Here is a 23,979-nt window from a genome sequence, read left to right on the forward strand (position 1 = left end):
GGAGCTTGAACATGTCTGCGCCCGCCATCAGCCGCTTTCCCGTCCCCGACATCGCGACGCTGCCGGAGGATATCCGCTCGCGGATCGAGGCGGTTCAGGAGAAGTCCGGCTTCGTCCCCAATGTCTTCCTGACACTTGCGCATCGTCCTGACGAGTTCCGGGCGTTCTTCGCCTATCACGACGCTCTGATGGACAAGCCCGGGCCGATCACCAAGGCCGAGCGCGAGATGATCGTCGTCGCAACCAGCAGCGCCAATCAATGCCAGTACTGCGTGGTCGCACACGGCGCCATCCTGCGCGTGCGCGCGAAGAATCCGCTGATCGCGGATCAGGTCGGCGCCAATTACCGCAAGGCCGATATCACCGCGCGGCAAAGGGCGATGCTGGATTTCGCGATGAAGGTCTCGGCGCGTGCCTATGAAGTGGACGAATCCGACATCCAGGATCTCAAAGCACACGGATTCACCGAAGAGGACGTCTGGGACATTGCGGCCATCGCTGCATTCTTCGGCATGTCGAACCGCCTCGCCAACGTCACCAGCATGCGCCCGAACGACGAGTTCTTCGCGATGGGACGCTGAGCGCCGCGAACGAGAACTGCAATGGTATCGCTGGTCATAGAAAGGCGCTTCCGGGGCCCGCCCAACTCCGGCAATGGCGGCTACGTATGCGGATGTCTCGCAAGGCACGTTGCCGGAGACGCCGAAGTGACGTTACGCTCTCCGCCGCCGCTGGAGCGGCCGCTCGATGTGCTGACGGGAAGCGGCGGCGGGATCGAGTTGCGCGAAGACGACAGGCTGCTCGCGACGGCGCGTGCTGCAGGCGTCGATGTGGCGGACGTTCCCAGGGTGAGCCGCGAGGCGGCCGAAGAGGCGGCCGGCAGAACGCCCTACGACGAGCAGACCCATAACCTTCCGACATGCTTCGTCTGTGGCCCTGCGCGTGGTCATGGCGACGGTCTCCGGATCTTCGCAGGTCCGCTGCAGGCGGGGGCAGTCCCGGGCAAGCCCGTCGTGTTCGCAGCCTCCTGGGTACCTCACGGCAGTCTGTCCGGCGAGGACGGCTATGTCGCGCCCGAATTCATCTGGGCCGCTCTCGATTGCCCGACCGGCTATTGCAGCGTGGGCGCCCGTCATCTCGGATTGAATGGTGACGAGACGGCCTTGCTCGGACGCATGGCCGCACGGATCGAGCGCCGGCCGCGTCCCGGAGATCCTTGCGTGGTGGTCGCGTGGCCGACCGGACGGGAAGGCCGCAAGCTCTTTGCCGAGAGCGCTTTGCTCGATGCCGAGCAGGAGGTGCTGGCGACCGCGCGAGCCACCTGGCTGTTGGTCAACCGCCAGGTCCAGCTCGGAGCAAGCGCATGAACAGGTGGGAGCAAGGTATGACCGGCCGCGAAGCAGAGCTCGAACTTCGTCAATCCGTCGTCGACGCGTGCCGCGAGATGGCGGCGCAAGGCATCAATCAGGGAACGTCCGGAAACATCAGCGTTCGAACCGATGACGGCATCCTGCTGACGCCGTCCGGTCTTCCCTACGACCGCATGAAGCCCGAAGACATCGTGGCGATGAAGTGGGACGGCATGTGGACCGCGTCGGCCGGCAACGTTCCGTCGACGGAATGGCGTTTTCACCTCGATATCCTGAAATCGAAGCAGGAGGTCGGCGCCGTCGTTCACGCCCATCCGGTCTTCTGCACCATCATCGCGATCATGAACCGATCGATCCCCGCGATTCACTACATGATCGCCGCTGCCGGCGGAAACGACATCCCCTGCGCGCCCTATGCTCAATATGGCACGGCCGAGCTGTCGCAGGCGGCCCTGAACGCGCTTCGCTATCGCCGCGCCTGCTTGCTTGCACATCACGGGCTGATCGCCATCGGTCCCAACCTGCGCAAGGCCATGTGGCTCGCGGTAGAGGTTGAGGTGCTCGCCAAGCAATATCACGGTTGTCTTCAACTTGGGTCTCCTCCGCTGCTGCCGGACGAGGAAATCGACAGCATCCTCAAGCGATGGGGACAGTACGGGCTGCGCGATAACGACGGCATGCCGAAGATGCCCCTGCAGTCGAGCTAGATGAATTCCGGTCAAACCAATTTCGTGCGAGAACTCATGGCCTACACTCACGACGTCAGCGTCTGCGGCACTTATATTCTGGACATTCTGGGGGTCCCGGTGACCGAGATTCCCCCCGGTGGCGGCCGTTTGCTGATCGAAGAAATTCGGCTCGCAGTAGCAGGCACCGCCGGCGGAACGGTCGTCCCGTGCGCGCGTCTCGGTCTGAAGGCGCTCGCAGTCGGCGCCGTCGGCTCCGACGAGAAGGCCGACTGGATGCTGAACGCGCTGCAGCGTGAAGGGATCGACATCTCTCTCATGGAGCGGATGGCCGACAGTCCGACCTCGGCCACGATCCTGCCGATCAGGCCCGACGGCTCGCGTCCGGTGATGCACGCAAGAGGCGCCTCCGCCCGCTGGCGGATCGCGCCCGAAACGCAGAAGGCTGCTTGTCGCAGCAAGATCCTGCATCTTGGCGGGGTTGGCTCCCTGCTCGCGATGGACGGAGCGCCTTCCGTCGCATTTGCTGCGCGAGGCGAAGACGTCCGGTTGTACGACGACGCTCGATCTCATCCAGGCGCGGCGTGAAACGCTGGCACTGGTCGAGCCGCTGCTGCCCTATGTCGACTTCTTCATGCCGAGCATCGATGAGACCAATGCCATGGTCGGAACCGACGATCCCGCCGCGTGTGCGCGGTTCTTCATCGACAAGGGAGCGGGGGCCTGCGCCATCTCTCTCGGTGCCGATGGCTCGTTCGTGATGACACGCGACGGACGCCAGTTCACGGTGCCGGCGTTCGAGGTCGCGGTCCGCGATACGTCGGGATGCGGCGATTCCTACACGGGCGGCTTCATCGCGGGTCTCGCCCGCGACTGGGACCTGCTCGACTGCGCCAAGCTTGCGACGGCGACGGCCGCGATCGTCGCAACGGGTCTGGGCTCCGGTGCTAACCTCATATCGTTCGAGGAAACCGTGAAAGCCATGAGCACCTTGCCGGTCCGCAAGCCTGCTCGCGCCTGATCTTTTGCACCGTAAAGACCATTCATCCGAACAAAGGGGGAGAACGCAACATGGCCCGACATGCGATTGTGACGGGAGCAAGCCGCGGAATTGGCCGTGCGATTGCCATCGGTCTTGCCAAGCGCGGCTACGATCTCGCGCTGACCGACATCGCAGCGCAGGAGAAGGTCCTGCTGGAGACCGTCGCTGAGATCAACGAGATTGGCGGCCGCTGCATCCCGGTGCTGGGCGACGTCAGCGCCGCCGGTGATTGCAGACGAGCCGTGGCGGAAGCCGTCCAGAGCCTTGGGCACATCGACGTCCTCGTCAACAATGCGGGGATCCTCAGGCTGGCGACCATCGACGAACTGACGACCGATACGTGGGATCAGACGTTCGCCGTCAACACCCGCGGCGTCTTCCAAATGACCCAGGCTGTGGTTGGGCACATGAAGGAGCGCAAGTACGGGCGCATCGTGAACATCGCCTCGCTAGCCGCCAGAACGGGCGGCCCGGGACAATCCCATTATGCCGCGTCGAAGTCAGCCGTGGTCGGCTTCACACGGGTGTCATCCATGGAGTTCGGAGGCTACGGGATCACGGTCAATGCGGTATGCCCGGGCATCATCGTGACTGAGATGGGGATGAACAATCTTCGCGATCCCGAGCGCGTCGCCTATTTCGAGAAGGTCACGGACCTGCATCGGCTAGGGCAGCCAGAGGACGTCGTCGGGCCCGTGGCGTTCTTCGCGTCAGATGATTCTGCGTTTGTGACTGGCCAGGCGCTCAACGTAGACGGAGGCATCTTCTACAGCTAGCGACGGGATCGATCGCACATGGCTCATCATCTGGCCGTTTCAGCGCGTTTTTGCTGCAGAACCAGAATCTGGATGATGCCGGCCTCGGCTTTGATTCTCCCCATCAACTCGAATCCGGCCGCTCGCAGGCGGGGCGCCTCAAGAGATCTCGCCAGTCCAGACTCCGAACAGATTGAAGCCACGGTAACGGTACGACGCATCGATGATGCCAAGTACAATCGCTCCGGGGAGAATATAGAGCGCGTCGTGCGTAGCGACTGCGATCGCATGACATGTTCCCGTGTCAGCAGGCGGCAGTGTGCGCCCGAAATGCGTTCGCCAGGCGACACGCGTCAGAAGGACGAAGCCTGCGGCAAGTCCGAGTATCACATGGACAGACTTCAGGCTCGTTCGAAATGGGCCGCGCGGCGCCAATCGGCTGTCTGACCGATCACCCGCAGGAGAACGACGAGTTCGCGAAGAACTCCGCCGCCTTTGACCGCATCGGAGGACAGGCTGCGTGGCGCTGGGCTGCGCCTCGCTCAGATCGCGCACCGCCGCCGAGACCGGCCCCTCTCGTTTGCGGCCAGCCAATCGGCGTGCATGTGAATTAAATGAATGTGGAATATTAAAAGAGCTGCAGCGGAGAGAAATCTCCTGATCTGCTATGCCCGTTTGAATGACCGTATTATCCCGGTAAATCTCGATCGTATGATGGTTAATCCGGGTATGTCTTTGTAAATAAATGCATTTTATCGATGCCTTGTCGGATTTTAATGGCCTGGAACCGGCAGTTTAAAATCCGCCGCCTATTAAATATTGACTAAAGATAATATTTAATAAAGTGTTTATGAGGTGGCGGGGCGGTCATCGTCCGCAGCCGCTAAGGGTGTCCGCAAATTCATCTTCAAAGAAAGGCTTTCCCCATGCTGCGCTACTACATCAAGACCACAGAAGCCATGAAGCGTCTGCGTGCAGACCAGCAGGGCGTGGTGTCGTTCGAGTACATTATCGTCGCGGTTTGCATCATCGGCGCCGTATCGGCTGTGTTCGGCGTTGGAGCCGGCGGCGCGATCGGAACGGCGCTGACAGGCGGGATCACCGCGATCACCACAGCTTTTACTGCGGCAGTTTGACACGGCCATCTGGCGCCAGAGGGGGGCATCGGAATGTGTCCCCCTCGAATGTTCTCTCTCCATTTTAGTGTGCCTTCCACCTCCTTGAGGCATGCATGAGCTGGCCTTCTTACATCGCCTCGATACTGGAAATCGCGTTGTTGCTGTACGTCGCAATGCTCGATGTCGCGACCCGCTTGATCCGAAATGACGTCTGTCTCTTGCTGGCGCTGCTCGGGATTGCCGGTCAGCTTGCCAGCCCGATGCAGCTTGCCGAATCCGTCATCGCCGCGACGATCCTGTTCTTGCTGCTGTTCGCGCTTTACCAGCATGGACGGATTGGCGGGGGCGACGTCAAGTTGCTGGCGGCTTTGGCCATTGGTCTGCCGCCGACGGGCTTGATTCAGTTGTTGACCGTAACCTCGCTGGCGGGGGGCGTTCTTGCCCTCCTGCATCTGTTGATGCGTGTCCTGCCATATCCGAAGTTGGCGCCAGTCGGATCGTCGCTCGCACGCCGCGTCTACGCGATCGAGCGTTGGCGCCACGTGCGACACGCGCCCCTCCCGTACGGCGTCGCCATAGCCTGCGGTGGCATCTGGACCATCTTGAGCAGAGGATTTTGACATGTCATCCGCGTTGCGCCTCTCAATCATCCTGGTGCTCTTGCTCGCAACCACCGCGTTCGGGCTGATTGCCTACAACATGAACCTGCCGAAACAGGTTCCGGTAACGGTTACAGAGCAGGGGCCGGCGCCTCCTTCGACTGTCGGGTATTTTGTTGCGGCACGTCCGCTGCCGAAAGGTACATTGGCCCGCGCAGAGGATTTCACAGTGCGCTCGGTGTCGCCTGAACGCCTTCCTGCAGGGGCGATCCTGGAAACACCTGACTCGAAGGCCGGACTTCCCGGCTCCCTGATTCGCAAGTTCGTCGACGCTGGCAGCCCGATCACCTTGTCGGACGTGTTGCGACCTCGCGATCGGGGTTTCCTGGCCAGCGTCTTGGCACCGGATAGCCGTGCAATCAGCATCAAGGTGGACGAGGAGTCTGGCGTGTCGGGGCTGATCAGGCCGGGTGATCATGTTGATGTCCTGTTGACCCAGGTGTTCGAGAAAGCAGATCCCGCGCGCCGGGCCCTGAGCGAAACCGTTCTAGGCAACGTTCGTGTCATCGCGATCGACCAGGAAATTATGCAAGGCGGCCGAACCGTAGGCTCGGTGACCGGCTCGGTGGCCGGCAAGCAAGCGCAGACTGTGTCGTTGGAGCTTGCGCCAGACCAGGTCAAGAAGATCACAGTCGCAAGGCAGCTCGGAACGCTCTCCCTGGCAGTACGGGCAGCAGTCGAGCAGTGGGATACGGCGGACACTGGCGCCATGTCCAGCTGCGATGTGTCGCCGGAAATCGCCCGCCAGAATGCAATTGCCGGCCGGACTGCAGCGGTCGTCGTTCATTCTGGTGGTCAGATAAAGCAATACTCGGTCAGGAAACAGGATTCAGCCGACGGCGACGCTCTGATCAACTGCGACGGATCGGAAGTTTCCCGCCGTGGTGCGACGATGGTGGTTCAGGCAGGCAAGTTGCTGGAGAAACGTTGATGAGCGTTAACATAGCGGCGGTCAGTTCGTCTGAAGAAGCGACATCTGTTGTCGCGCGCAATCGAATTGTCTGCTTCGTGAATGACGAGCTGAGTGCTGCGGCTCTGCGCAAGGGCCTCGAAGGCAGCAACATATCGATCAAGCGTGGCACGATTCGCAATGCCATACGGATGCTCGAAACGGACTCCGAATTGTCCGCCCTGGTGACGGACATCAGTGGAATCGATGATCCATTTCCCGAACTGGAGAGGCTGGCCGGCGTCTGCCCACCTGATGTCCGGGTGGCTCTGATCGGTGAAAGCAGGGAGATCACCTTCTACCGCGAGCTTATGGAACTCGGCTTGACCGAGTACCTGCCGAAGCCGATCACGCGGGACATCGTGCTGGATCAGCTGCGCCCAAAGCTGCTTGGCGACGGTGCGCCGGGTCCGGCCGACCGAGGCGGGCATGTGATCTCGATCTGTGGCGCGCAGGGCGGTGCCGGCGCAACAAGTATCGCCATCAATCTCGCGCTGCAATTGGCCGAGACCACCAAAGCCAAGGTCGCGCTGCTCGACCTTCATCTTCAGGGCGGCGAAACAGCCGTGATGCTGGGTGTTCAGCCCGGACCAGGCCTGCGCATCGCTTTGGAGAACCCGATGCGGGCGGATACGCTGTTCCTCGAGCGCGCCGCAATTGCAGTCAACGAGCGAGTTAGCCTGATTTCCGCCGACGAGGAGCTGGATGCTCAGCTCGACATCACCGAAGCGGGCGTGAGGCACGTCCTTGGTCTGCTGCGCCAGCGATTCAATTACATCGTTGTCGATGTCCCGGTCCCGTTTCCGCCATCGATCCATCCGGTGATCTCCCTTTCTCGACACGTGATGGTGCTGCTGGAGGCCGAGGTGACCGGGCTTCGCAATGCTCATGCACTGCGGACCGCCGTCACCAACATTGCCGGCAGGGATCGGGTCTTTACCTTGCTCAACCGCGCCAATCGCCCCGGCGGCCTTCCCAGGGCTGCGGTGGTCAAGGCGTTGGGGACAGAGCCAGACATGGTTGTACCCGATCTTGGGAAGGGGATGACCCAGGCGGTCAATCTCGGAATTCCAGCGCTGAAGCACGTATCAGCACTGCGACGCCATCTCGCGCCGATCGTACGGGAGATCACGGGGCTCGGGGTCGAGCGGAAGGGACGGCTGAGGAGGCTGCTCGGGCTATGAGAAAGTTTGGTAGGCGCGACGACGAAACGTCGGTTCGCTTGCCTGCATTGATGCCAAGCCTGGCTGCATCGCCGCCAAGCGCACCTGCATCAACGTCAAGGCGCGACGAACCTTCGATTGACCGGCCAGTGATGCCAGCTTCACTGCGCGAGCGCGTCATCGAACAGATCGAGCCATCGGTGGCCGCAACTGTTTCGCGTGACGTCCTTCGGCGGCAGATCGAGGAAATCATCCATGGAATCGCCAATGAGGAGCGGCTCGAACTGTCCGGGCGCGAGCAGCTTCAACTGGCGGATGAAATTGCGGACGACATGACCGGCTACGGGCCGCTGCGTCCGCTTCTGCTCGATCAATCGATCAACGACATCATGATCAACGGACCGAGCAACGTTTATGTCGAACGAGCCGGCAAGCTGGAGCGGATCGCGGTGCGCTTCCGCGACAACGATCACATCGCATCGGTAGCCCAGAAAATTGCCGCGCAAGTTGGACGGCGCATTGATGAATCCAGTCCGATGGTGGATTGCCGCTTGCCCGATGGCAGCCGGGTCAACATCATCTTCCCACCGCTGGCGATCCATAGTCCCTGCATTTCGATTCGAAAATTTCCGAGCCGCCGTTTTGATATCGCCGCAATGGTCGAAAACGGCTCAATGACCGCAGCCGTCGGACAGTTGTTGGAGATCGCCGCCCGGTGTCGGCTCAATGTTCTGGTCTCCGGCGGCACCGGGTCCGGCAAGACGACGCTGCTCAACGCCATGAGCCAGTTCATCGATCACAGCGAACGCGTCGTCACCATCGAGGATGCGGCAGAGTTGCAGCTTCAGCAGCCGCACGTGATCAGCCTGGAGACCCGGCCTCCCAGCCTTGAGGGCACGGGGCAGGTGACACAGCGCGATCTCTTGTGGAATGCGCTGCGCATGCGTCCTGACCGGATCGTCGTGGGCGAGGTGCGCGGCGCCGAAGCGTTTGACATGCTGCAGGCAATGAACACCGGTCATGATGGTTCGATCTCCACGGTCCATGCCAATAGCGCCCGTGATGCCCTGACCCGCATCGAGAACATGGTGCAGATGGGGCAGGTGAATCTGCCGTCGCGCGCCATTCGAACTCAGATCGTCGCTGCGCTGGATCTCATCGTGCAAGTCGAACGCATGCGCGATGGGCAACGTCGCATTGTCCAGATCAGCGAGGTGATGGGGCTGGAATCGGATGTGATCACGACCAATGACATCGCTGCTTTCGAGTATCAGGAGGAGGATGAGCATGGGCGGATCTCGGGCACCTACAGAGCCACCCTTGCAGTCCCGAAATTCAAAAGCCGTCTTGTCTATTTTGGGCTTGATCGCGCCTGGGCTGAGGCCGTGAGGCAGATATGATACCTGAGTCCGTGATCTTCGCTGTTCTGATGCTTGCGATGTGCGCATCCGTCGGCTCATTGTGGCTCGACGGCCGGGAGCGGCGCATGGACCGCCGGCTGGCGATCGCTCTACCGGCCTCCCATCCGGCCAGCCTGCCATCCATTCGCCGGGCGGAGGCCGGCTCTCGGTATCTGCTTCTCCACCGTTTGGCCAATTACAGGCCCGAGATGGTTCACACCTGGCATCCGGCGTATGTGCTGCTTGCTGCCGCCATCACGGTAGCAGCGATCTTTTATGCCAATCGCCTGCTGGGATTTTCCGTTTTCTACGTGTCTGTCGCGGCTGCAATTGCCGCCATCGTGGTCGTGCGAGGTCTGTTTGGTTGGCAGCAACGTCGCTTCGCCAGTCAACTGTTCCGACAGCTGCCTGACGCCATTCAGCTGGTGACGAGTACGGTTCGATCGGGTCTGCCTGTGCACGAAGCATTTCGCACCATCGCGCGCGAGATGCCGCAACCGACGTCTGGACAGTTTGCAATCGTATGCAGCGAAGTGAATCTGGGAAGACCTCCAGAGGAAGCCGTCGAAGCCGTCTATCGGCGATCGCAAGTGGCAGAGTATGCGATGTTTGCGGTGACACTTGCAGTCCAGTTGAAATCCGGCGGCAGCTTGGCCGAGACCTTGCAGACGCTGGGCGACACGGTGAGTCAGCGTGTCGCGCTCGCTGCTCGCGCCAAGGCGCTGGCGGGAGAAGTGATCTTTTCCTCGCGAGCACTCACGATCTCGCCCGTGATTGCCGGAGCTTTGCTATACGCGGCCAATCCGCAGAATGTCGATCTGTTGTTCACTGATCCGACTGGAAACAAGCTTCTGGCTTACGCGATAGTCTCGGTGCTCATCGGGCATCTGGTGATAAGTTGGATGGTCAGACGGGAAACGGAGCTATGACTTTTGGTCTCGGTCTGGTGGCCCTCGCAGTAGCAGCTGGAACTGCGGCCTGTATGTTGATCATCCGCGAGCTACACGTCCGCGCATTGGACACGCGGGTGTCAAACGCCGTGATGGGTATCCCCTACCGTTCAGCCCCCTTCAAGGACCTGACCAGTTGGTTTTCATGGCTGGGCATGCGGTATCGGCGTTTCTACGCCGAGGAGAATCTGGAAGAACTACGAACGATCCTCCACTCGTCTGGTTTCAATCATCATCGAACCTTGCCGATCTGGATCGGCATCAAGGTCGTCAGCATGTTCTTGCTGCCGGTCATTGCGCTGCTTCTGGCGCAACTGTCGGGAAGGGGACCTGCGGACGTGCTGGTCTTCACGCTGGTGGGTGTGGTGATCGGAATCCTGGGGCCGCGATTGGTTCTGTCGGTGATGAAGCGGCGCTTTGATGCTGCCATTCGGCTAGGCACGCCGGATATGATCGATCTGCTGATCGTATGCAGCGAGGCGGGAATGGGCCTGGAAAGCGGGCTGGGGCGTGTCGCCGATGAAATGAAGTCGACCAATCCTGCCATGGCCTGGGTGCTGCACCGTCTTCTTGATGATCTCCGGATACTGCCAAGTCGCGTCGACGCATTCGAGAACTTGGCGTCCACTTCGGATGGTCTTCGCCGGTTCGGCACAATGATCAGCCAGAGCCTGCAATACGGAACGCCGTTGAGCCAGGCGCTACGCAGTATCGCGCTCGATCTGCGGCGGGAACGTATCACCAAGCTCGAAGAAAGAGCGCACAAGCTGGGCGCCAAGCTGACCATTCCGATGGTGCTGTTCCTGCTTCCAGCCATGTTCGTCATCATGGGCGGAAGTCCCGTCCTGCACCTCGTGCGTTCGTTCGCCAGCTTCGGAAAGTAGCCATGAGCACAATTGCCCTCTCGAAGAGCGGATCTTACGACCGGATCATGCGACTGCTTGGCAGCATGTGGTTCTTGTTGCTGGCTCTTTGCGTCGCCGTCAGGATTGGGGCGTCGCTGCACGATCCATGGCCCTCGCTCTTGTCGAGTTTTTGCCTCGGCATCTTCTACATGCTCCTGGCGCTGTTGATCGTGACGCGCGCACCGGCAAAGGCGCATGCAGACGGCCTGCTTCCAAGAATAGCTGCGTTCGTCGGCAGCTATCTGCCATGGACGATCAGCTTCCTGGGTAAAACCGACGACACGCTGCCCAACCTGGCGTCGACGGCTTGCGTTCTGGTCGGCACGATCATGATGCTCGTCACCATCCGACATCTGGGGCGGTCGTTCAGCCTGGTGCCGCAGGCGCGCTCGGTGGTGCAGACCGGTCCGTATCGATGGATCAAGCACCCGCTCTATGTCGCTGAAGAAATCGTGGTGCTGGGCGTCGTGCTGCAATACCTGACGCCGGTTACGGTGATCATACTGGTCCTGCATATAGGCATTCAGGTCTGCCGCATACATTACGAAGAGGACCTGCTTCGGCGCAATTGCCCCGAGTATTCGAGTTACGAAGCATCACGTTGGCGAGTGATTCCTTACGTTTGGTGAGCGGTATGCGTGGCCGGATTGTCGTGGACAAGGTTCAGATCGCTGTTGCCAGGGCGCCGCGATCGCACATGGCATGCCCCCGTCGAGCCAGGTGTGCGTATCGTGGAGCGTCCTTCATCGCCGATCAGCGCGGCGCCGTCGCGTTCGAGACAGTGTTCGTTTACATATTCTTGGTGGCATTTCTGCTGATGCCGCTCGCCGACGTAGCTGCCGCGGGCTTCCGGTTTATCTCCGCGTGGACGGCCTTGCGCTCTTTCGGGCAATACATTCAGTACAAGAATCCGCCCGACCCGGCGGACCCGGGGACCTGGGTGTCGGCGCTACAGACAACGGTCGCCGGGCATACCATCGGCAACATCCAGGTCATGTGCGGAAGCACTGTCTGCAACTCCGGCAATCTTGGTACGACTCCCAAATACTTTACGTTTTCGACAACTGTCACTTTGGCCCCGATTGTGTTGACGTCGGTGCTGTGTCCCAACAGTTGCACGTACACGCTGCCTTACTCTGAACGTTTCCAATAGGTGTTTTCATGCGTAGTCTGCTCCGTTCCAGGCAAGGCTCGGCCGCATTCGCAACAGTCATCGCGCTGGTGCCGCTCATCGGCGTGGTCGCGCTCGGGGCAGAGGCCGGATCCTGGTACGTCACCAGGCAGCACGCGCAGAATGCCGCCGATGCAGCGGCCTATTCGGGCGCCTTGCGGCTTGCATGCGAGAATGCCGGTGTGCTCTGCGATACATCAGTGGATTATCAAGCAAAGGAATTCGCGGCACAGAACGGGTTCTGCAACTCCGGCGACACGGCCTATCCGGGCACCAACTGTGCGACCAGCCTTCCAGCAGGGATCTCGCGGGCCGTGCAGATCGATATCGGCAGCTACAGTGCGGGTGCGTTCACAACGCCGCCCGCAGGAGGCGGCGGTAATGCCGTTCGCGCCCTCGTCAGCCAGCAGCAGCCGGCCTACTTGTCGGCAGTGCTGGGTTTGACGACCGTCAACATCCCCGCCCAAGCCATCGCTTTGGTCGAATTGCCGAGCAAGGTGTGCGCCTTGGCGCTCGGACCTGATCCGAACGGCGGCGGAGGGGCGCTTAAAATTGCCGGTAACGTCAGCAACAACGGCACGGGTTGCCCGATAATGTCGGATGCCAGTGTTCAGTTTGCCAGCACTGCCTCTTTCACCGGTTCGGGATGGGCCGTCTTGGGTGTAACCGGCTGTAGTCCAGCCAGCACCTGCGCCGATCCCGGCGTCACGCACAACTATTTCATGCCGTACGCCAACAATCCGCTTAGCAAATTGGACAGCCAATCGTTCAATAGCTTGACCTCGAGCGGGAAGCCAAATGATTTGGCGTGCAGTGGCACGTTGACGCCCAATACCCCGCCGAGCAGCACGAACCTGTACCGCAACCTAACGTGCACGACCGGGAACGCGGTAGATTTTAGTCCGGGCACGTACTTCTTCTACAATGGGACAATAAAATTCAATGGCGGAACCATCACTTGCAGTGCCTGCACACCTTGGCCACCGGCAGGCACAGGTTTAGGCGTCACTCTTGTATTACTCGGGGATTCGAGCATTTCCATCTCTGGCGGCGCTGTAGTTAATCTGTCCGCGCCTTACACCAACACGTTCTCTTCTGATCTGGACGGCGTTCTGATCGATGATCAGGCACCGAGCAAGAGCAGTAATCAGGTCACCATCACCGGTGGTGCGGTTAAGCTGGGTGGTGCGATGTATTTCCCGCACGTCGACGTTACCTGGAACGGAGCGACAGAAAGTACCAATACGACCTGTTCGCAAGTGATCGCCAAAACACTCACCATGGGCGGTGGCGGTTTCCTGAGCACGGATGGATGTAATCCGGTGACCGTTCCTTACACCCAAGTTGTCCGCTTGGTGCAGTGATGAAGAAGCTCGATCAGCGGGGCATCGCTGCGTTCGAATTCATCCTCGTCTTCGTGTCCCTCTTCATGTTGATGTTCGCCATCTTCGATCTCGGACGCTATGCGATCACGATGCAGTCCTTGCGGAAGCTCGCGAGCGCCGGAGCTCGGGCGGTCATGATCAACTGCTACACGCCTGCCTTGCTTCAAAGCCCGCCTCAATCGCCGTCAAGCTGCGGGGGCGATCCAATGTCCACTAGCGAAAAGCAGAACACGGCGCCGTTCCTGTATTTCGGCGGTCTCACGCCGACGCTGAGCGTGGCGTCCAGCGGCAGCAATCTGACCGTGACCGCTTCTCAAGAGGGCTTCACTATGCTGATGCCGATATGGGGTACGACACTCAATGCGCCGAGCGCGTCAACGCAAATTCCCTTCTAGCGCACTCGCGAGCATCAGCCGATGAACACCCGACCGGCCCCGGACAATGGCGATCACGATGATGGCGGATGCGAAGCCAAGACATGCCATCACGCCAAGTGCCACCGTGCCGGCATCATTGGCGCAGGCTCAAAATATGGCAGCATACCTTACGCATCTTGGCCGACGCCGCCTCGGGTCAGCGCGTGTCGAGCCGGACAAACGCTTGGGAATCGAACTGCGCCAGAGCAGTCTGCGCCTGGCCAAGTTCCTTTTGAAGACTGCAGGCCGACGCCGTTCGATCGTGAGCGACGACGGAAGCTCGCGCAAACTGGTTGTGCTGCAGCATGGTTCTGAACACAGCTGCAGAGAGAAATGATGCTCGCCCGCAACATTGGCAAGTTTTCTTTGCCACTTGAGGCTGTGCGGTAAGCGTCTCTTCTTGCAAGGAGGCTGTTTGAAGGACGATGATCTTGGAAACACGAAGTAACGAATTGTAGTGGGACAGCTTGTAAGCTCTGCGACGTGGTGCGCAGAGGGGAACTGTTGGGGATATCGAGCACGTAGATTTGCGGGGATGCCGCGGATCGCAGCGGGGGGACTCGAATGGGTGGCGGTCGCATTTCGGGTAAGCTAGGGGGGCTTCTCGCCTTCAGCGTGATGGGTCTTGGCGCTGCGCTCGCCTCCTTTGCGTCTGCTGACCGCGCGGCGGCCGCAGACCGGCGGGGCTCCTCCGGCGGCGTCTTCGTCAGCGAAATGAGCGACGTCCAGCGGGTCAAGGTGGTCGTCAACAAGTCACGCACCTTCAAGGTCGATACGGCTTTCGCAACTATCGTGGCCGGCTCGCCTGACATTGTGGACGTGAAGTCGCTCAGCGATCACCTGATCTACGTCCAGGGCAAGCAGACCGGCACCACCAATGTCATCCTGCTCGACTCCTCGATGAAGCAGATCGGCATCCTCGACGTCGAGGTCGTGATCGATACGGGCAATTTGCAGCAGAACATCCGCACCAGCACCGGCGGGCAGGGCATCCGCGTGTCGGCTTCCGAGGGCCAGGTGGTGCTTAGCGGAACGGCGGCCGACGCGGTTACTGCCGAGCGCGCCATGGCGATCGCCACCAGCACGGTCGCTAAGGGGGGCACGGTCGTCAACGCGATGAGCGTCGCGGCCCCGCAGCAGGTGATGCTGGAGGTGCGCTTTCTTGAGGTCACCCGGGATGCCGGCCGCGACCTCGGTGTGAACCTCTACGCGGCGAATGCCAACGGGACCAACGTCGGGAACACGGGGCGTGGCGGAGTGGTAACCAGCGCGACCGGCCGGCGACCGATCGGAGGTGTCAATGGCCCTGTCGGTGCTCCCCCAACAGGTAGCCTCCCAGTACTCGCCACAGCAGGTACGCTTCTTGGCACTGCGGGCGGTATCGCTCCGGTACCTTTCGGAAGCTTATTGACCAGCATCGTCAGAACGAGCAATGGGGGCTCGGTGGACCTATTGATCTCAGCGCTTGAGACCAAAGGATTGGCACGCCGATTGGCAGAGCCAAACTTGACCACGCTTTCCGGGGATGCGGCTCGCTTCCTTGCCGGCGGTGAATTTCCCGTGCCGATACCAAACACGACCGCAACCGGCTTTCCGACCATCACCATCGACTACAAGAAGTTCGGTGTCGAGCTGGCTTTTGTCCCCACCGTCCTCTCGCGGGGCGTGATCAATCTTCGGGTCGAGCCGTCGGTTAGTGAGCTTGATTTCGCCAATGCGGTGACGATCCAGGGAACGACGGTTCCAGCATTGACCCGCCGCGATGCGCGCACGACCGTCGAGCTGCGCGACGGCCAGAGCTTTGCAATCGCCGGCCTGCTGCAAACCCGCAACCGTCAGGACGTTTCGCAATTGCCCTGGATCGGCTCGGTACCCGTGCTTGGAGCCCTGTTCAGCAGCAAGTCGTACCAGCAGGAGGAGACCGATCTCGTCATCATCGTGACGCCGCGCCTGGTCGCGCCGGCTGCACCCGGTCAGCAACTGGCGTCGCCCCTCGATTCCCGCCTCCCGGCCAACGACGTCGATTTCTTCCTCAATGGCCAGATGGAGGTCCGCAAGCGCTACAATGACTACGTCAATTCCGGAGGCGACGTCAAAGGACCCTATGGGCACATCATCGCTCCCGAGGTCACTGCGACCATTCCGGTACCGCCTGCTGCGAACCAGCCGGTCGTGAAAACGCTCAACTGAGAAGGAAGCGGGAGATGACCATCAGGTATCTGGCTCTGTTCGCACCGCTCCTGCTCGGGGGATGTTACGGGGTCGCCGGTCACGACGAGGTGGACCGCTACTTCCAGCGTTCCGACACCATTACGATGAGTGCCGGCAATGCCAAGGAGGTCAACGCCGTCACCCACACCATCCATCCCTGGCCGCGTAACGTCGGTGACCGCAGGATCGCATACGACGCTCGGCGCGTCGGCGCCGCCGTGACGCGCTATGGCAACACGAAACAGCCGGTGGATCAGCTTCCCGACATTGGCGATGCGACGAGACAGATGGGCGTGCGGACTGCCCCAACCCAGAACGTCAACATAGAAGGATTGGGGGCTGGATCGACTGCTGGGGTATCGGTGCCGGTCGGCGGGGTAGGCGGAGGCGGCAGGTAACGACTTTTAGTGTGTGGTTTTGGCGATGTTGTTTGCGAACGGCGCAGTGAAGTTGCTGCGCCGTGCGGGGGACGAAGGGGTTATGAGGCGCATCATCTTCATGCTGACCTGCTGCTGGTTGGGGATAGGCCTTGCGGGGTGTGACCAAACACTGAGGGACGCCGCCGTCGTGGCTCCCGTCGAGCCGCCTGGCGGGGACCCCGTGCAGGAGCCGACCGACGTCAAATATTATCCCTCGGACGAGCCGGTACGGCTGGGCCTGGAGCATTTCAACCGCGGCAGTTACGGAATCGCTAATCGCTATTTCAGGGATGCTGTCGAGAAATCGCCGAAGGACGTGACGGCCTGGATTGGGCTCGCGGCGAGCTATGATCGGATACGTCGCTTTGATCTCGCCGATCAGGCTTATGCGCAAGCAATCCGGCTGGGGGGCGAAACCGTTCAAGTCCTCAATGATCAGGGATACTCGTACATGCTGCGCGGCAATCTGAATGCGGCGCGGCGAAAGTTCGAGAAGGCTTATTCGCTCGATCCGGGCAACCCGGTTATCGCCAATAACCTTGAGCTTCTCAATGGCAGCCGGCGGTTCATTGAAAGGCCGCCAAACAATCAGCCGTAAGAAGGACCGACCACGGATGATCCGTCCAAGGTCGTTCGAGCTCGGAGAGCTGTAGCTGATAGCTCAGGGCATCGAGGGACCTGCACTGTGCCAACAGTCAAGCCTAGTTCGGCCCCAGCACAGCGTCAGCCCGACGGCTGTCCCGCTTGACGATGATGATCGCACCGTTGCGGATTGCAAATCTGGCCCCGATCAATCTGGGCACCTTCTCTGTGAGAGGAGAAGGAAGGGGAATGGTTGGGCCAATGATGGGATCACCCACGTTCATGGGCGCAACTGCCGGATTCCCTGACTGAGCTGGCTTGATGTAGTCTCGTATGAGCCGAATCTCGTCGGCCGAGAGATTTAGGGCTGCTTCTTGCGCCAGATTGTCGCCGGACTTGTTGTCTCCGGATTTGGCCCGCTCGGTGTTCGCTTTCTCGAGCTGCCTGGCCCTCTCAGCCTGATCGATGCGCGTCAATCGTTCCTTCAGCGATAGCACCTCGCGTTGCAGGTAAGCGATCTCAGATTTCATGGACCTGAACTGCATCACGACGGCAGCGGCTCCCGCGCACATGGCAAGTAGCATGAGGCTTAGGAGCGCGATGACGGCGCCGATCACGTTTCGGCTTCGATGCTGCATTTTCCTGTCCGGAAGCTCGTGTTCCAGGTGCTTGCGCCACAATGTACCGAGACGCCGGAAGGCGGCAGCGATGTCCGGGAATACGTTGCCTTTCTCTGAGCAGCTGCGTCGGATCTTCATGCTGCCGAAAACGAACTAGCCTCAAGACTAGCGATTAGCAGCCAACCTCCAGCCTGAGTCAAGCGGCTCCAGGTCCTCGCATGGGCTTAGGATCTCGTTCACGTGCGCGGGTCCTTTGGCTCCGAATCAGCGGGACCCAAGTTCGACGATCTGCGCCGGCTTTGGTGCGCCGACTTCAAGCCGGCATGAGTTAATATCTTGATTTCCGTTCGGGCCGTAGTCTCCCGGTTTTGACACAAATTAACCTGGTGTGGTGAAAGCTAGATAAACTTCTCTTGGTTGCGAAGACGAGTCTGCGACGCGACGACCCCGATTTCGGCTAGCAGCAATGCTGCCGGATTGCTCAGTGCCTCACACGCAGACTTCATGACAATGCTGGGCGGGCCCGCGGCGATTGGTCCACCTTCGCTGAGGCAGGTGCAGCGACCAAAGCCTATTGGAGATCCAGTCGTGGTCCGCTTGCATGTCGAACGCTTCATTCGTAGTCGAACCGTCCGACGATGCCTCGCGCTCGGCATCATCGCTCTGAGCGGATGGACCCTGCTGCCGCATGTGACCTACAGAATCGCTCCCTCCGCCTTTGTCAACGCCGAGCTCATGCGAGTGACTGCTCCGATCGCGGGTCAGCTTGCGCCCGATCTTCCACGCAAAGGTGAGTATTTCCAGCGCACCCGGGTCGTCTCGCTGGTCGAGGCGCGTTCGCCGGATCGCCGGCACCTCATGGATCTCGATCAGCAGCTTGCAATGTCCACCAGACGCGCCGAACTTGCACGTCGACAACTTGAGGAAATCGCCGAGCTCGATCGCAAGCTCGGTGAGCGCAGCGAGGACTATCGTTTGGGCGCGATAGCACGGCTGAGCCACGAGATCGGAGAAACGGAGGCTGAAAGAGGCGGCTGTCTCGCCGAGGCGCGGCAGCGGAACGATGTCGCGGGCCGGATGGAGCGGCTCGTTAAGCTCGGCATCAGTTCACAGATCCGTTCTGCCGAGGCCCAAGCGTCTCAGGAGGCAACCGCAACGCGGTGCCAGATGGCCGATCAGCGCCTGCAGCGCTTCAAGACCGAGCTGGCGGCGGCCGAGCAGGGCATTTATCTTCGTGGCGATGCCAATGACGTGCCCTATTCTCAGCAGCAGCGCGAGCGGCTTGTTCTCCGCCGTCAGGAGCTCGAGACGGACCTGTTGCAGAACAGCTCGCGTTCCGCACAGCTGACCGCGGAAATCGCTGAGGAGCGCGCTCGACTTGATCGCCTTCAACGCTACGATTTATCGTTGCCTGCGGCCCATGTGGTCTGGTCGGTCGCGGCCAGCCCGGGCTCGATGGTCACGGAAGGACAATCGGTTCTTGATTTTGCAGATTGCGAACGCCGTTTCATCGTCGTTGAACTGCCCGAGCGCGACTTCGAGAAGATCAAGCCCGGGGATGCGGCGACTGTACGCCTGATCGGGAGCCGGGACTGGAAGACCGGCCAGATCCGGCAAGTTCGCGGCTCGGCGGCGTACGGCGATGATCGACTGCTCGCGGCCCGGGTGCCGCGGCCTGATCCGGGCAATATCACTGTTGAGATCTCGTTGCCGCCCAACGAGACGGCGGCCGACCACAACGGCTCCTGCGATATCGGTCGGTTGGCCGAGGTGCGCTTCGAGCGCAGAGCCGACGGCCTGCTTCGATTGGTCAGCTCGAAGCTGAAATGGCTGACCGCTCGGCTGGACCTCGACCAGTCATTCCTGTGAGCGAGAAATTCCGTGCAGGTCATGACTCTGTCTTTCGCTCAGCTGTTCGCGCCGATGCTGGGTGTCTTTGCGGCGATGTACCTGTTTGCACCGACCTTTGCAGTCGCGCGCCCTTGGGCGCGTGTCTCGATTTTTGTCGCGGTTTGGCTTGTCGTTGCCCGCTATCTCGAATGGCGTGTCTTCTCCACGGTGCTGCCGGCAAGCGGAGCCTGGTATCAGGTCGGCTGGATCTGGTTCTGTCTCTTCGTTGAGCTCCTGACCTTCACGGATCAGTTCATTCTCTATCTGACCTTCCTTCGCAGGACCGATCGCCGCAGCGAGGCGGATCAGCACGAATGTCGGCTTCGCAGCCTGCCGGATCATGAGCTGCCTTCGGTCGACGTCTTCATTCCAACCTATGACGAACCGTTCGAGGTCCTGGAAAAGACCATCACGGGCGCACTATGCCTGGACTATCCAAATTTCCAGGTCTGGGTCCTGGATGACGGTCGCAGGCCCTGGCTCAAGGAACTCTGCGAGCACAAGGGGGCCGGCTATCTCACCCGTTCCGACAATTTGAATGCGAAAGCAGGCAATATCAATCATGCGCTGACGATGACGCATGGCGATTTCTTCGCGATCTTTGACGCGGACTTCGTGCCGCAGCGCAATTTCCTGATGCGGACGATGGGCTTCTTCGCTGATCCAAAGATAGGAATTGTTCAGATCCCGCACGCCTTCTACAATGAGGACCCGATGCAGGCGAATCTCGGCCTGCACCGAGGACTGCCGGACGAGCAACGGTTCTTCTTCGATTCCATCATGCCCGCGCGCGACGGCTGGGATGGCGCCTTTTGTTGTGGATCCAATTCCGTCACACGCCGTGCAGCACTCCGCGCGATAGGCGATTCCCTGCCGACCCAGTCCATCACGGAAGACATCCTGCTGACGCTCGTCCTGCTGCGCAAGGGATACGTCACCCGTTATCTTTGCGAACCGCTGGCAATCGGATTGGCGCCGGAAAGCCTTGGCGCCTTTTTTGTGCAACGGCAACGCTGGGCGCGTGGCGCGATCCAGACCCTGTATCTCGCCGCCGGCCCGCTCGGCCCCGGCTTGAGCGTGATGCATCGGCTCCTCTTCTTTCCGACGCATTGGCTCTCATTGGGCTTGCGGGCGCTCATGGTCGTGCTGGTCCCGATCGTGTTCATGTGGACCGGCCTCGCGCCCGTCGTCGACGTCACCCCCGAGTCGGTCTTCTATTACTTGTTTCCCGCGATCCTGGCGCTCAACGGCGGCATCTCCTGGTTCGCGCCCCACGCGCATTTTCCACTCGCTGCTCAGGTGTCGGCGACCATCCAGAGCTTCAAGATTCTGCCGACGGTGCTCGGGACTCTCGTCAAGCCGAAGGGACATGCCTTCAGGGTGACGCCCAAGGGAGCCGCCGCGCGGCACGCAACCTATGCCGCGGAGATATTCTGGCCGTCGGCGGCCATGATGGCGCTAACGGTTGTCGGTCTCGTTCTGAACACCATCCCAGAATGGCGGATCATCGATCATCCCGCCGCTTTGCCAATGGTTGCATTCTGGTCGGTCGTGAACATCGTCGTGCTCTTCTTCGTCTGCATGACCTCGCTACAGGCGCGAGTGAGACGTTCAGAGGAACGCTTCGATGTCGACGAATCAGTCTTGATCCATTGTGAGACCGGTGAGCTGCTTTCCGGGCGCATGAGCAACATCTCCCTTTCCGGCGCGGGCGTCCTGCTCGACCCCGGCATCGACTGTCCTCGCAGCGGGGAGCCGCTGCGCGTGCACATCATGCAGGTGGGCTGGATCGACGCGATGATCGTGCAACAAAGAGGTCGGTTCGTCGGGGTGCAGTTCAAATTGCCGCAGTCGCTTGAACGAGACCTGTTGATCCGCAAGCTCTTTACCGTCACCCGGCTGCAGGAAAATTGCGCTATCGCGTGGTCGGTGAACAGGACGATGCTCAAGAGCATCTGGTCCATGGCCGCGCCGTTGCCTCAGATTGAGATAAGTGGCACCAAGCCCGCAGCGCCTTCGCCGACTGAGCGTCTGCCGGCCGAGAGCCTGGTCATCCGGCCGCAGCCGCGGATCGCCGATTTGACACATCCCGCCGGAGTTCGAAGCCTGCATCCGGCAGGTTTCACCAGAACCCAGCTGTAAGCCGAGTCGATGGCTCGGAGCTCCAGGCCATCGACTGAGCTGATGATATTGATCCCCATGATCATTGACCGGTCCGCGAGCCGTCGATCAATACACAAGCCGGTTCTCGATGCGGTCAGCCGCCTTCCACGTTCTGCCACGAACCTCAACCGAAAATGGGCGGCCGCTTTATCCCATCCGTGTGGCGACCCCGCTGCAGCATCTGGCAGCTGCCGTCGACCTGAGAATGAAATAGGCGGCTGCCGCTATTCGTTCTGATCTGCATCAAGGCGAACGACCGACATGCGGCTCGCCTCGGCGCGCTATCGGACCGCCGCGGCCCTGAGGCGAGCGATGCCTGTCGCAGGCGCGTGTCGCGCGTGGTGTGTCGGACTGATATGACGCTCGCAGGTGATCTCGGTGAGGGGCCCGCCGGCTATACCCGCATGCGATACCTCGTCGCTCGGCGCCTTCGCGCACGCGAGGCCGACCCGGATCGCCGTCTTTCTCCCGCGCACCGTGCTTCCGCCTTTCGGACTTTCTCTCGGAGCCGCTGCAATTGAGCGAGCAGGCTAACGAGCTCGATCGCCGTGTGACGCAGAACAGCCAGGCTACAAACCCCACTACTCACTACAACACCCCAACAGGCCTTGCCGAATCCGTGACGGGAAGCTCGGATTTGTGATGACGTCCCGACAACGTCTAAGCGATGGATGGCTGCGCCGTCCGTTCGCTTTACGACGATACGCGGAAATATTTTCGAGCATTATTCCAGTGCGTTGCAACAAATTGCGTGCATCGGAGAAGGGGCGGCACCTCTGAAGCGGACTCGTCATTGCGTCAGCACGAAGGAGCCGCCCGCAGGATCTCCACCGTCCGGACGATTGGCTCTTCGACCCAGGCCTCGCGGGCGAACCAGTTGTGATCGGCCTGACAGATCGGACAACGAGTATTGCCGAAGAACACGATGCTCCGCAGGAAAGTCTCGCGATCGGATTTGATGCCGGTAGAAATCGCGCGACCGGTTTGCGGACACTTGACCATGATCATGCCCATACGAGTCTCCCTGAAATGCGTATTTGTCAGGTAAAAGGGCCGGTCGGCTGGAGTGCGCTTTCGTCGGTGCGGGTTACTTGGGGGGGCATCGCACCTGGGGTCGTTGTTCGAGCAAAGGGCAACTTGCTCGTGACGACGCTACTCCAACCGACCGGATTCCTGCTTGGCGAATTCTTGGATACCGCCGGCTTTGGCTCGGCAATCCTGAATGATATTCCGACCTCAACCGAAAGCTTCTGGGAGGCCACCAACAATTGTCGTGTCGAAATCCCCGCGACTTCGTGCGGAATGTTCCCCCTGCAACGAAACCATTATCTTCCTCTCGACGGACAGATCAGCCAATCGCATCACTAGTTTCACTCCCCTCGGTGCAGTTCGTTAATATTCTCTGTTTACATTTAATGTGCAAATAAAAATTTGCGTTGTCGGTCTGATTTGCGACTCTCGACCGATTTATTTTTTTGCGCGGTGCTGCGAGATGCGATGCATCACCGAAAATGTCAGCTTCTTCTAGTGGGCTTCACCGGCCCCATTCTCGGCATCGGTTCGGTGCGTGCTGCAGTCTGTTCGTGGTATTGAATGGTCGCGCCGAGGTTCAAATATGAAACAAATTTTGATTATAACCTAAATACGTAAATCTCGTTGTTAATTGCTGCCGATCACGTAAGCTAAACTCGTCCAAGTTTCTTCGGCTGGAGGAGACGATGTGGGAATTTATTCTTAGCAGGTACAACCTCACCTCGGAGACACCGCGGCTGGCTCAGATGCGCGCGGAGTTGCTAAGCATCGGCGAGAAGGAGCGCATTCTGAGAGAACGGAGTGCCGATCGCGAAGCTTATCGGTACCTGTTGGATGCTCATCGGTTGATCGCGAGAGCGAGCCTTCCTGGAGAGCAGGTGTTGAACATTCCTCCGCAAGAAGGGGGCAAGGACGGTCAGCTCGCGGCATGACCGACCGGATTGTCACTTCGAAACGAGCCCGACCGCGCGGCGTGTGTTCGGCTGAACGGGCAATCGCAGCGTCGCAGGCCGGGCCAAACTGAATGTCGCAGGCGGCGGCCGTCCGTTTGTCGGGTGCCGCGACAACAGCGCATCCCGGACGCTGCCGCCGC

Annotated in this window: 24 protein-coding genes and 1 pseudogene; 23 read left to right on the forward strand and 2 right to left on the reverse strand. The window is 60.4% G+C overall.

The genetic code is table 11. From position 1 onward, the window contains the following. The first annotated feature begins 11 nt into the window (after nt 1-11). From ACVIIV_RS17290 to ACVIIV_RS17380, 19 genes and pseudogenes are all read left to right on the forward strand, one after another. Entirely contained in the window at nt 12-581 is a 570-nt protein-coding gene (locus ACVIIV_RS17290) for a peroxidase-related enzyme (protein WP_456745220.1), read from the forward strand. A gap of 126 nt (nt 582-707) precedes the next feature. After that, entirely contained in the window at nt 708-1,367 is a 660-nt protein-coding gene (locus ACVIIV_RS17295; protein ID WP_456745221.1) for a PaaI family thioesterase, read from the forward strand. A 17-nt stretch (nt 1,368-1,384) separates the two neighbouring features. Next, a complete protein-coding gene (locus tag ACVIIV_RS17300) occupies nt 1,385-2,077 on the forward strand; it encodes a class II aldolase/adducin family protein (protein ID WP_456745222.1) in 693 nt (230 codons plus the stop codon). A gap of 36 nt (nt 2,078-2,113) precedes the next feature. Next, nucleotides 2,114-3,077: pseudogene (locus ACVIIV_RS17305) on the forward strand (carbohydrate kinase family protein). A gap of 50 nt (nt 3,078-3,127) precedes the next feature. Then, on the forward strand, nt 3,128-3,874 hold the full coding sequence (locus ACVIIV_RS17310; RefSeq protein WP_456745223.1) for an SDR family NAD(P)-dependent oxidoreductase: 747 nt from the start codon (nt 3,128-3,130) through the stop codon (nt 3,872-3,874). Nucleotides 3,875-4,779: 905 nt separating this feature from the next. After that, the gene (locus tag ACVIIV_RS17315) at nt 4,780-4,989 is read left to right on the forward strand and encodes a hypothetical protein (protein ID WP_456745224.1); all 210 of its coding nucleotides are present in this window, start codon (nt 4,780-4,782) and stop codon (nt 4,987-4,989) included. A 95-nt stretch (nt 4,990-5,084) separates the two neighbouring features. Continuing rightward, nucleotides 5,085-5,591, forward strand: coding sequence for an A24 family peptidase (locus ACVIIV_RS17320; RefSeq protein ID WP_456745225.1), 507 nt, complete (start codon nt 5,085-5,087; stop codon nt 5,589-5,591). Between the two features lies 1 nt (nt 5,592). After that, nucleotides 5,593-6,561 carry a Flp pilus assembly protein CpaB gene (gene cpaB / locus ACVIIV_RS17325; RefSeq protein WP_456745226.1) on the forward strand — a complete coding sequence of 323 codons (969 nt, stop codon included), beginning with the start codon at nt 5,593-5,595 and terminating at the stop codon, nt 6,559-6,561. Further along, nucleotides 6,561-7,763, forward strand: a complete 1,203-nt coding sequence (locus tag ACVIIV_RS17330; RefSeq protein WP_456745227.1) for an AAA family ATPase — start codon at nt 6,561-6,563, stop codon at nt 7,761-7,763. The genes cpaB and ACVIIV_RS17330 overlap by 1 nt, the downstream gene beginning before the upstream one ends. Beyond that, nucleotides 7,760-9,142, forward strand: coding sequence for a CpaF family protein (locus tag ACVIIV_RS17335; RefSeq protein ID WP_456745228.1), 1,383 nt, complete (start codon nt 7,760-7,762; stop codon nt 9,140-9,142). The genes ACVIIV_RS17330 and ACVIIV_RS17335 overlap by 4 nt, the downstream gene beginning before the upstream one ends. Next, nucleotides 9,139-10,071, forward strand: a complete 933-nt coding sequence (locus tag ACVIIV_RS17340; RefSeq protein ID WP_456745229.1) for a type II secretion system F family protein — start codon at nt 9,139-9,141, stop codon at nt 10,069-10,071. The genes ACVIIV_RS17335 and ACVIIV_RS17340 overlap by 4 nt, the downstream gene beginning before the upstream one ends. Next, nucleotides 10,068-10,976 (forward strand): type II secretion system F family protein, encoded by a 909-nt coding sequence (locus tag ACVIIV_RS17345; protein ID WP_456745230.1) that lies wholly within the window; start codon nt 10,068-10,070, stop codon nt 10,974-10,976. The genes ACVIIV_RS17340 and ACVIIV_RS17345 overlap by 4 nt, the downstream gene beginning before the upstream one ends. 2 nt (nt 10,977-10,978) lie before the next feature. Continuing rightward, nucleotides 10,979-11,626 carry a methyltransferase family protein gene (locus ACVIIV_RS17350; RefSeq protein ID WP_456745231.1) on the forward strand — a complete coding sequence of 216 codons (648 nt, stop codon included), beginning with the start codon at nt 10,979-10,981 and terminating at the stop codon, nt 11,624-11,626. 532 nt (nt 11,627-12,158) lie between these two features. Beyond that, nucleotides 12,159-13,532: a pilus assembly protein TadG-related protein gene (locus ACVIIV_RS17355; protein ID WP_456745232.1), complete on the forward strand. Its 1,374-nt coding sequence runs from the start codon at nt 12,159-12,161 to the stop codon at nt 13,530-13,532. Then, complete coding sequence (locus ACVIIV_RS17360) at nt 13,532-13,948, forward strand: TadE/TadG family type IV pilus assembly protein (protein WP_456745233.1); 417 nt, start codon at nt 13,532-13,534, stop codon at nt 13,946-13,948. Before ACVIIV_RS17355 ends, ACVIIV_RS17360 begins: the two co-directional genes overlap by 1 nt. 46 nt (nt 13,949-13,994) lie before the next feature. After that, nucleotides 13,995-14,306: a hypothetical protein gene (locus tag ACVIIV_RS17365; protein ID WP_456745234.1), complete on the forward strand. Its 312-nt coding sequence runs from the start codon at nt 13,995-13,997 to the stop codon at nt 14,304-14,306. 227 nt (nt 14,307-14,533) lie between these two features. Further along, a complete protein-coding gene (locus tag ACVIIV_RS17370) occupies nt 14,534-16,159 on the forward strand; it encodes a type II and III secretion system protein family protein (protein WP_456745235.1) in 1,626 nt (541 codons plus the stop codon). A 14-nt stretch (nt 16,160-16,173) separates the two neighbouring features. Next, nucleotides 16,174-16,578, forward strand: coding sequence for a hypothetical protein (locus tag ACVIIV_RS17375; RefSeq protein WP_456745236.1), 405 nt, complete (start codon nt 16,174-16,176; stop codon nt 16,576-16,578). Between the two features lie 82 nt (nt 16,579-16,660). After that, nucleotides 16,661-17,197: a tetratricopeptide repeat protein gene (locus ACVIIV_RS17380; protein WP_456748759.1), complete on the forward strand. Its 537-nt coding sequence runs from the start codon at nt 16,661-16,663 to the stop codon at nt 17,195-17,197. Nucleotides 17,198-17,300: 103 nt separating this feature from the next. On the opposite strand, the gene ACVIIV_RS17385 is transcribed toward ACVIIV_RS17380, so the two are convergent. Then, on the reverse strand, nt 17,301-17,939 hold the full coding sequence (locus tag ACVIIV_RS17385) for a hypothetical protein (protein WP_456745237.1): 639 nt from the start codon (nt 17,937-17,939) through the stop codon (nt 17,301-17,303). 450 nt (nt 17,940-18,389) lie between these two features. Between ACVIIV_RS17385 and ACVIIV_RS17390 the strand changes: the two genes are divergently transcribed. Together ACVIIV_RS17390 and ACVIIV_RS17395 are read left to right on the forward strand one after the other, a co-directional pair. Next, complete coding sequence (locus ACVIIV_RS17390; RefSeq protein ID WP_456745238.1) at nt 18,390-19,670, forward strand: HlyD family secretion protein; 1,281 nt, start codon at nt 18,390-18,392, stop codon at nt 19,668-19,670. A gap of 21 nt (nt 19,671-19,691) precedes the next feature. Then, on the forward strand, nt 19,692-21,833 hold the full coding sequence (locus tag ACVIIV_RS17395) for a glycosyltransferase (protein ID WP_456748760.1): 2,142 nt from the start codon (nt 19,692-19,694) through the stop codon (nt 21,831-21,833). Nucleotides 21,834-22,652: 819 nt separating this feature from the next. Here ACVIIV_RS17395 and ACVIIV_RS17400 read toward each other — a convergent pair. Then, nucleotides 22,653-22,868 (reverse strand): hypothetical protein, encoded by a 216-nt coding sequence (locus ACVIIV_RS17400; protein ID WP_456745239.1) that lies wholly within the window; start codon nt 22,866-22,868, stop codon nt 22,653-22,655. A 15-nt stretch (nt 22,869-22,883) separates the two neighbouring features. Between ACVIIV_RS17400 and ACVIIV_RS17405 the strand changes: the two genes are divergently transcribed. Further along, nucleotides 22,884-23,222, forward strand: coding sequence for a hypothetical protein (locus ACVIIV_RS17405; RefSeq protein WP_456745240.1), 339 nt, complete (start codon nt 22,884-22,886; stop codon nt 23,220-23,222). A 350-nt stretch (nt 23,223-23,572) separates the two neighbouring features. After that, complete coding sequence (locus tag ACVIIV_RS17410; RefSeq protein ID WP_456745241.1) at nt 23,573-23,818, forward strand: hypothetical protein; 246 nt, start codon at nt 23,573-23,575, stop codon at nt 23,816-23,818. Nucleotides 23,819-23,979: the final 161 nt, after the last annotated feature.

It is taken from the genome of Bradyrhizobium sp. USDA 4354, from assembly GCF_054060315.1.

What these genes read in the sequence shown, in the direction of transcription:
- ACVIIV_RS17355 (WP_456745232.1), top strand. Translation starts at nt 12,159, where the DNA reads ATGCGTAGTCTGCTCCGTTCCAGGCAAGGCTCGGCCGCATTCGCAACA.
- ACVIIV_RS17335 (WP_456745228.1), top strand. Translation starts at nt 7,760, where the DNA reads ATGAGAAAGTTTGGTAGGCGCGACGACGAAACGTCGGTTCGCTTGCCT.
- ACVIIV_RS17330 (WP_456745227.1), top strand. Translation starts at nt 6,561, where the DNA reads ATGAGCGTTAACATAGCGGCGGTCAGTTCGTCTGAAGAAGCGACATCT.
- ACVIIV_RS17405 (WP_456745240.1), top strand. Translation starts at nt 22,884, where the DNA reads ATGCGTATTTGTCAGGTAAAAGGGCCGGTCGGCTGGAGTGCGCTTTCG.
- ACVIIV_RS17395 (WP_456748760.1), top strand. Translation starts at nt 19,692, where the DNA reads ATGACTCTGTCTTTCGCTCAGCTGTTCGCGCCGATGCTGGGTGTCTTT.
- ACVIIV_RS17360 (WP_456745233.1), top strand. Translation starts at nt 13,532, where the DNA reads ATGAAGAAGCTCGATCAGCGGGGCATCGCTGCGTTCGAATTCATCCTC.
- ACVIIV_RS17385 (WP_456745237.1), bottom strand. Translation starts at nt 17,939, where the DNA reads ATGAAGATCCGACGCAGCTGCTCAGAGAAAGGCAACGTATTCCCGGAC.
- cpaB (WP_456745226.1), top strand. Translation starts at nt 5,593, where the DNA reads ATGTCATCCGCGTTGCGCCTCTCAATCATCCTGGTGCTCTTGCTCGCA.
- ACVIIV_RS17365 (WP_456745234.1), top strand. Translation starts at nt 13,995, where the DNA reads ATGGCGATCACGATGATGGCGGATGCGAAGCCAAGACATGCCATCACG.
- ACVIIV_RS17300 (WP_456745222.1), top strand. Translation starts at nt 1,385, where the DNA reads ATGACCGGCCGCGAAGCAGAGCTCGAACTTCGTCAATCCGTCGTCGAC.
- ACVIIV_RS17340 (WP_456745229.1), top strand. Translation starts at nt 9,139, where the DNA reads ATGATACCTGAGTCCGTGATCTTCGCTGTTCTGATGCTTGCGATGTGC.
- ACVIIV_RS17370 (WP_456745235.1), top strand. Translation starts at nt 14,534, where the DNA reads ATGGGTGGCGGTCGCATTTCGGGTAAGCTAGGGGGGCTTCTCGCCTTC.
- ACVIIV_RS17410 (WP_456745241.1), top strand. Translation starts at nt 23,573, where the DNA reads ATGTGGGAATTTATTCTTAGCAGGTACAACCTCACCTCGGAGACACCG.
- ACVIIV_RS17375 (WP_456745236.1), top strand. Translation starts at nt 16,174, where the DNA reads ATGACCATCAGGTATCTGGCTCTGTTCGCACCGCTCCTGCTCGGGGGA.
- ACVIIV_RS17400 (WP_456745239.1), bottom strand. Translation starts at nt 22,868, where the DNA reads ATGGGCATGATCATGGTCAAGTGTCCGCAAACCGGTCGCGCGATTTCT.
- ACVIIV_RS17315 (WP_456745224.1), top strand. Translation starts at nt 4,780, where the DNA reads ATGCTGCGCTACTACATCAAGACCACAGAAGCCATGAAGCGTCTGCGT.
- ACVIIV_RS17310 (WP_456745223.1), top strand. Translation starts at nt 3,128, where the DNA reads ATGGCCCGACATGCGATTGTGACGGGAGCAAGCCGCGGAATTGGCCGT.
- ACVIIV_RS17320 (WP_456745225.1), top strand. Translation starts at nt 5,085, where the DNA reads ATGAGCTGGCCTTCTTACATCGCCTCGATACTGGAAATCGCGTTGTTG.
- ACVIIV_RS17290 (WP_456745220.1), top strand. Translation starts at nt 12, where the DNA reads ATGTCTGCGCCCGCCATCAGCCGCTTTCCCGTCCCCGACATCGCGACG.
- ACVIIV_RS17380 (WP_456748759.1), top strand. Translation starts at nt 16,661, where the DNA reads ATGAGGCGCATCATCTTCATGCTGACCTGCTGCTGGTTGGGGATAGGC.
- ACVIIV_RS17345 (WP_456745230.1), top strand. Translation starts at nt 10,068, where the DNA reads ATGACTTTTGGTCTCGGTCTGGTGGCCCTCGCAGTAGCAGCTGGAACT.
- ACVIIV_RS17350 (WP_456745231.1), top strand. Translation starts at nt 10,979, where the DNA reads ATGAGCACAATTGCCCTCTCGAAGAGCGGATCTTACGACCGGATCATG.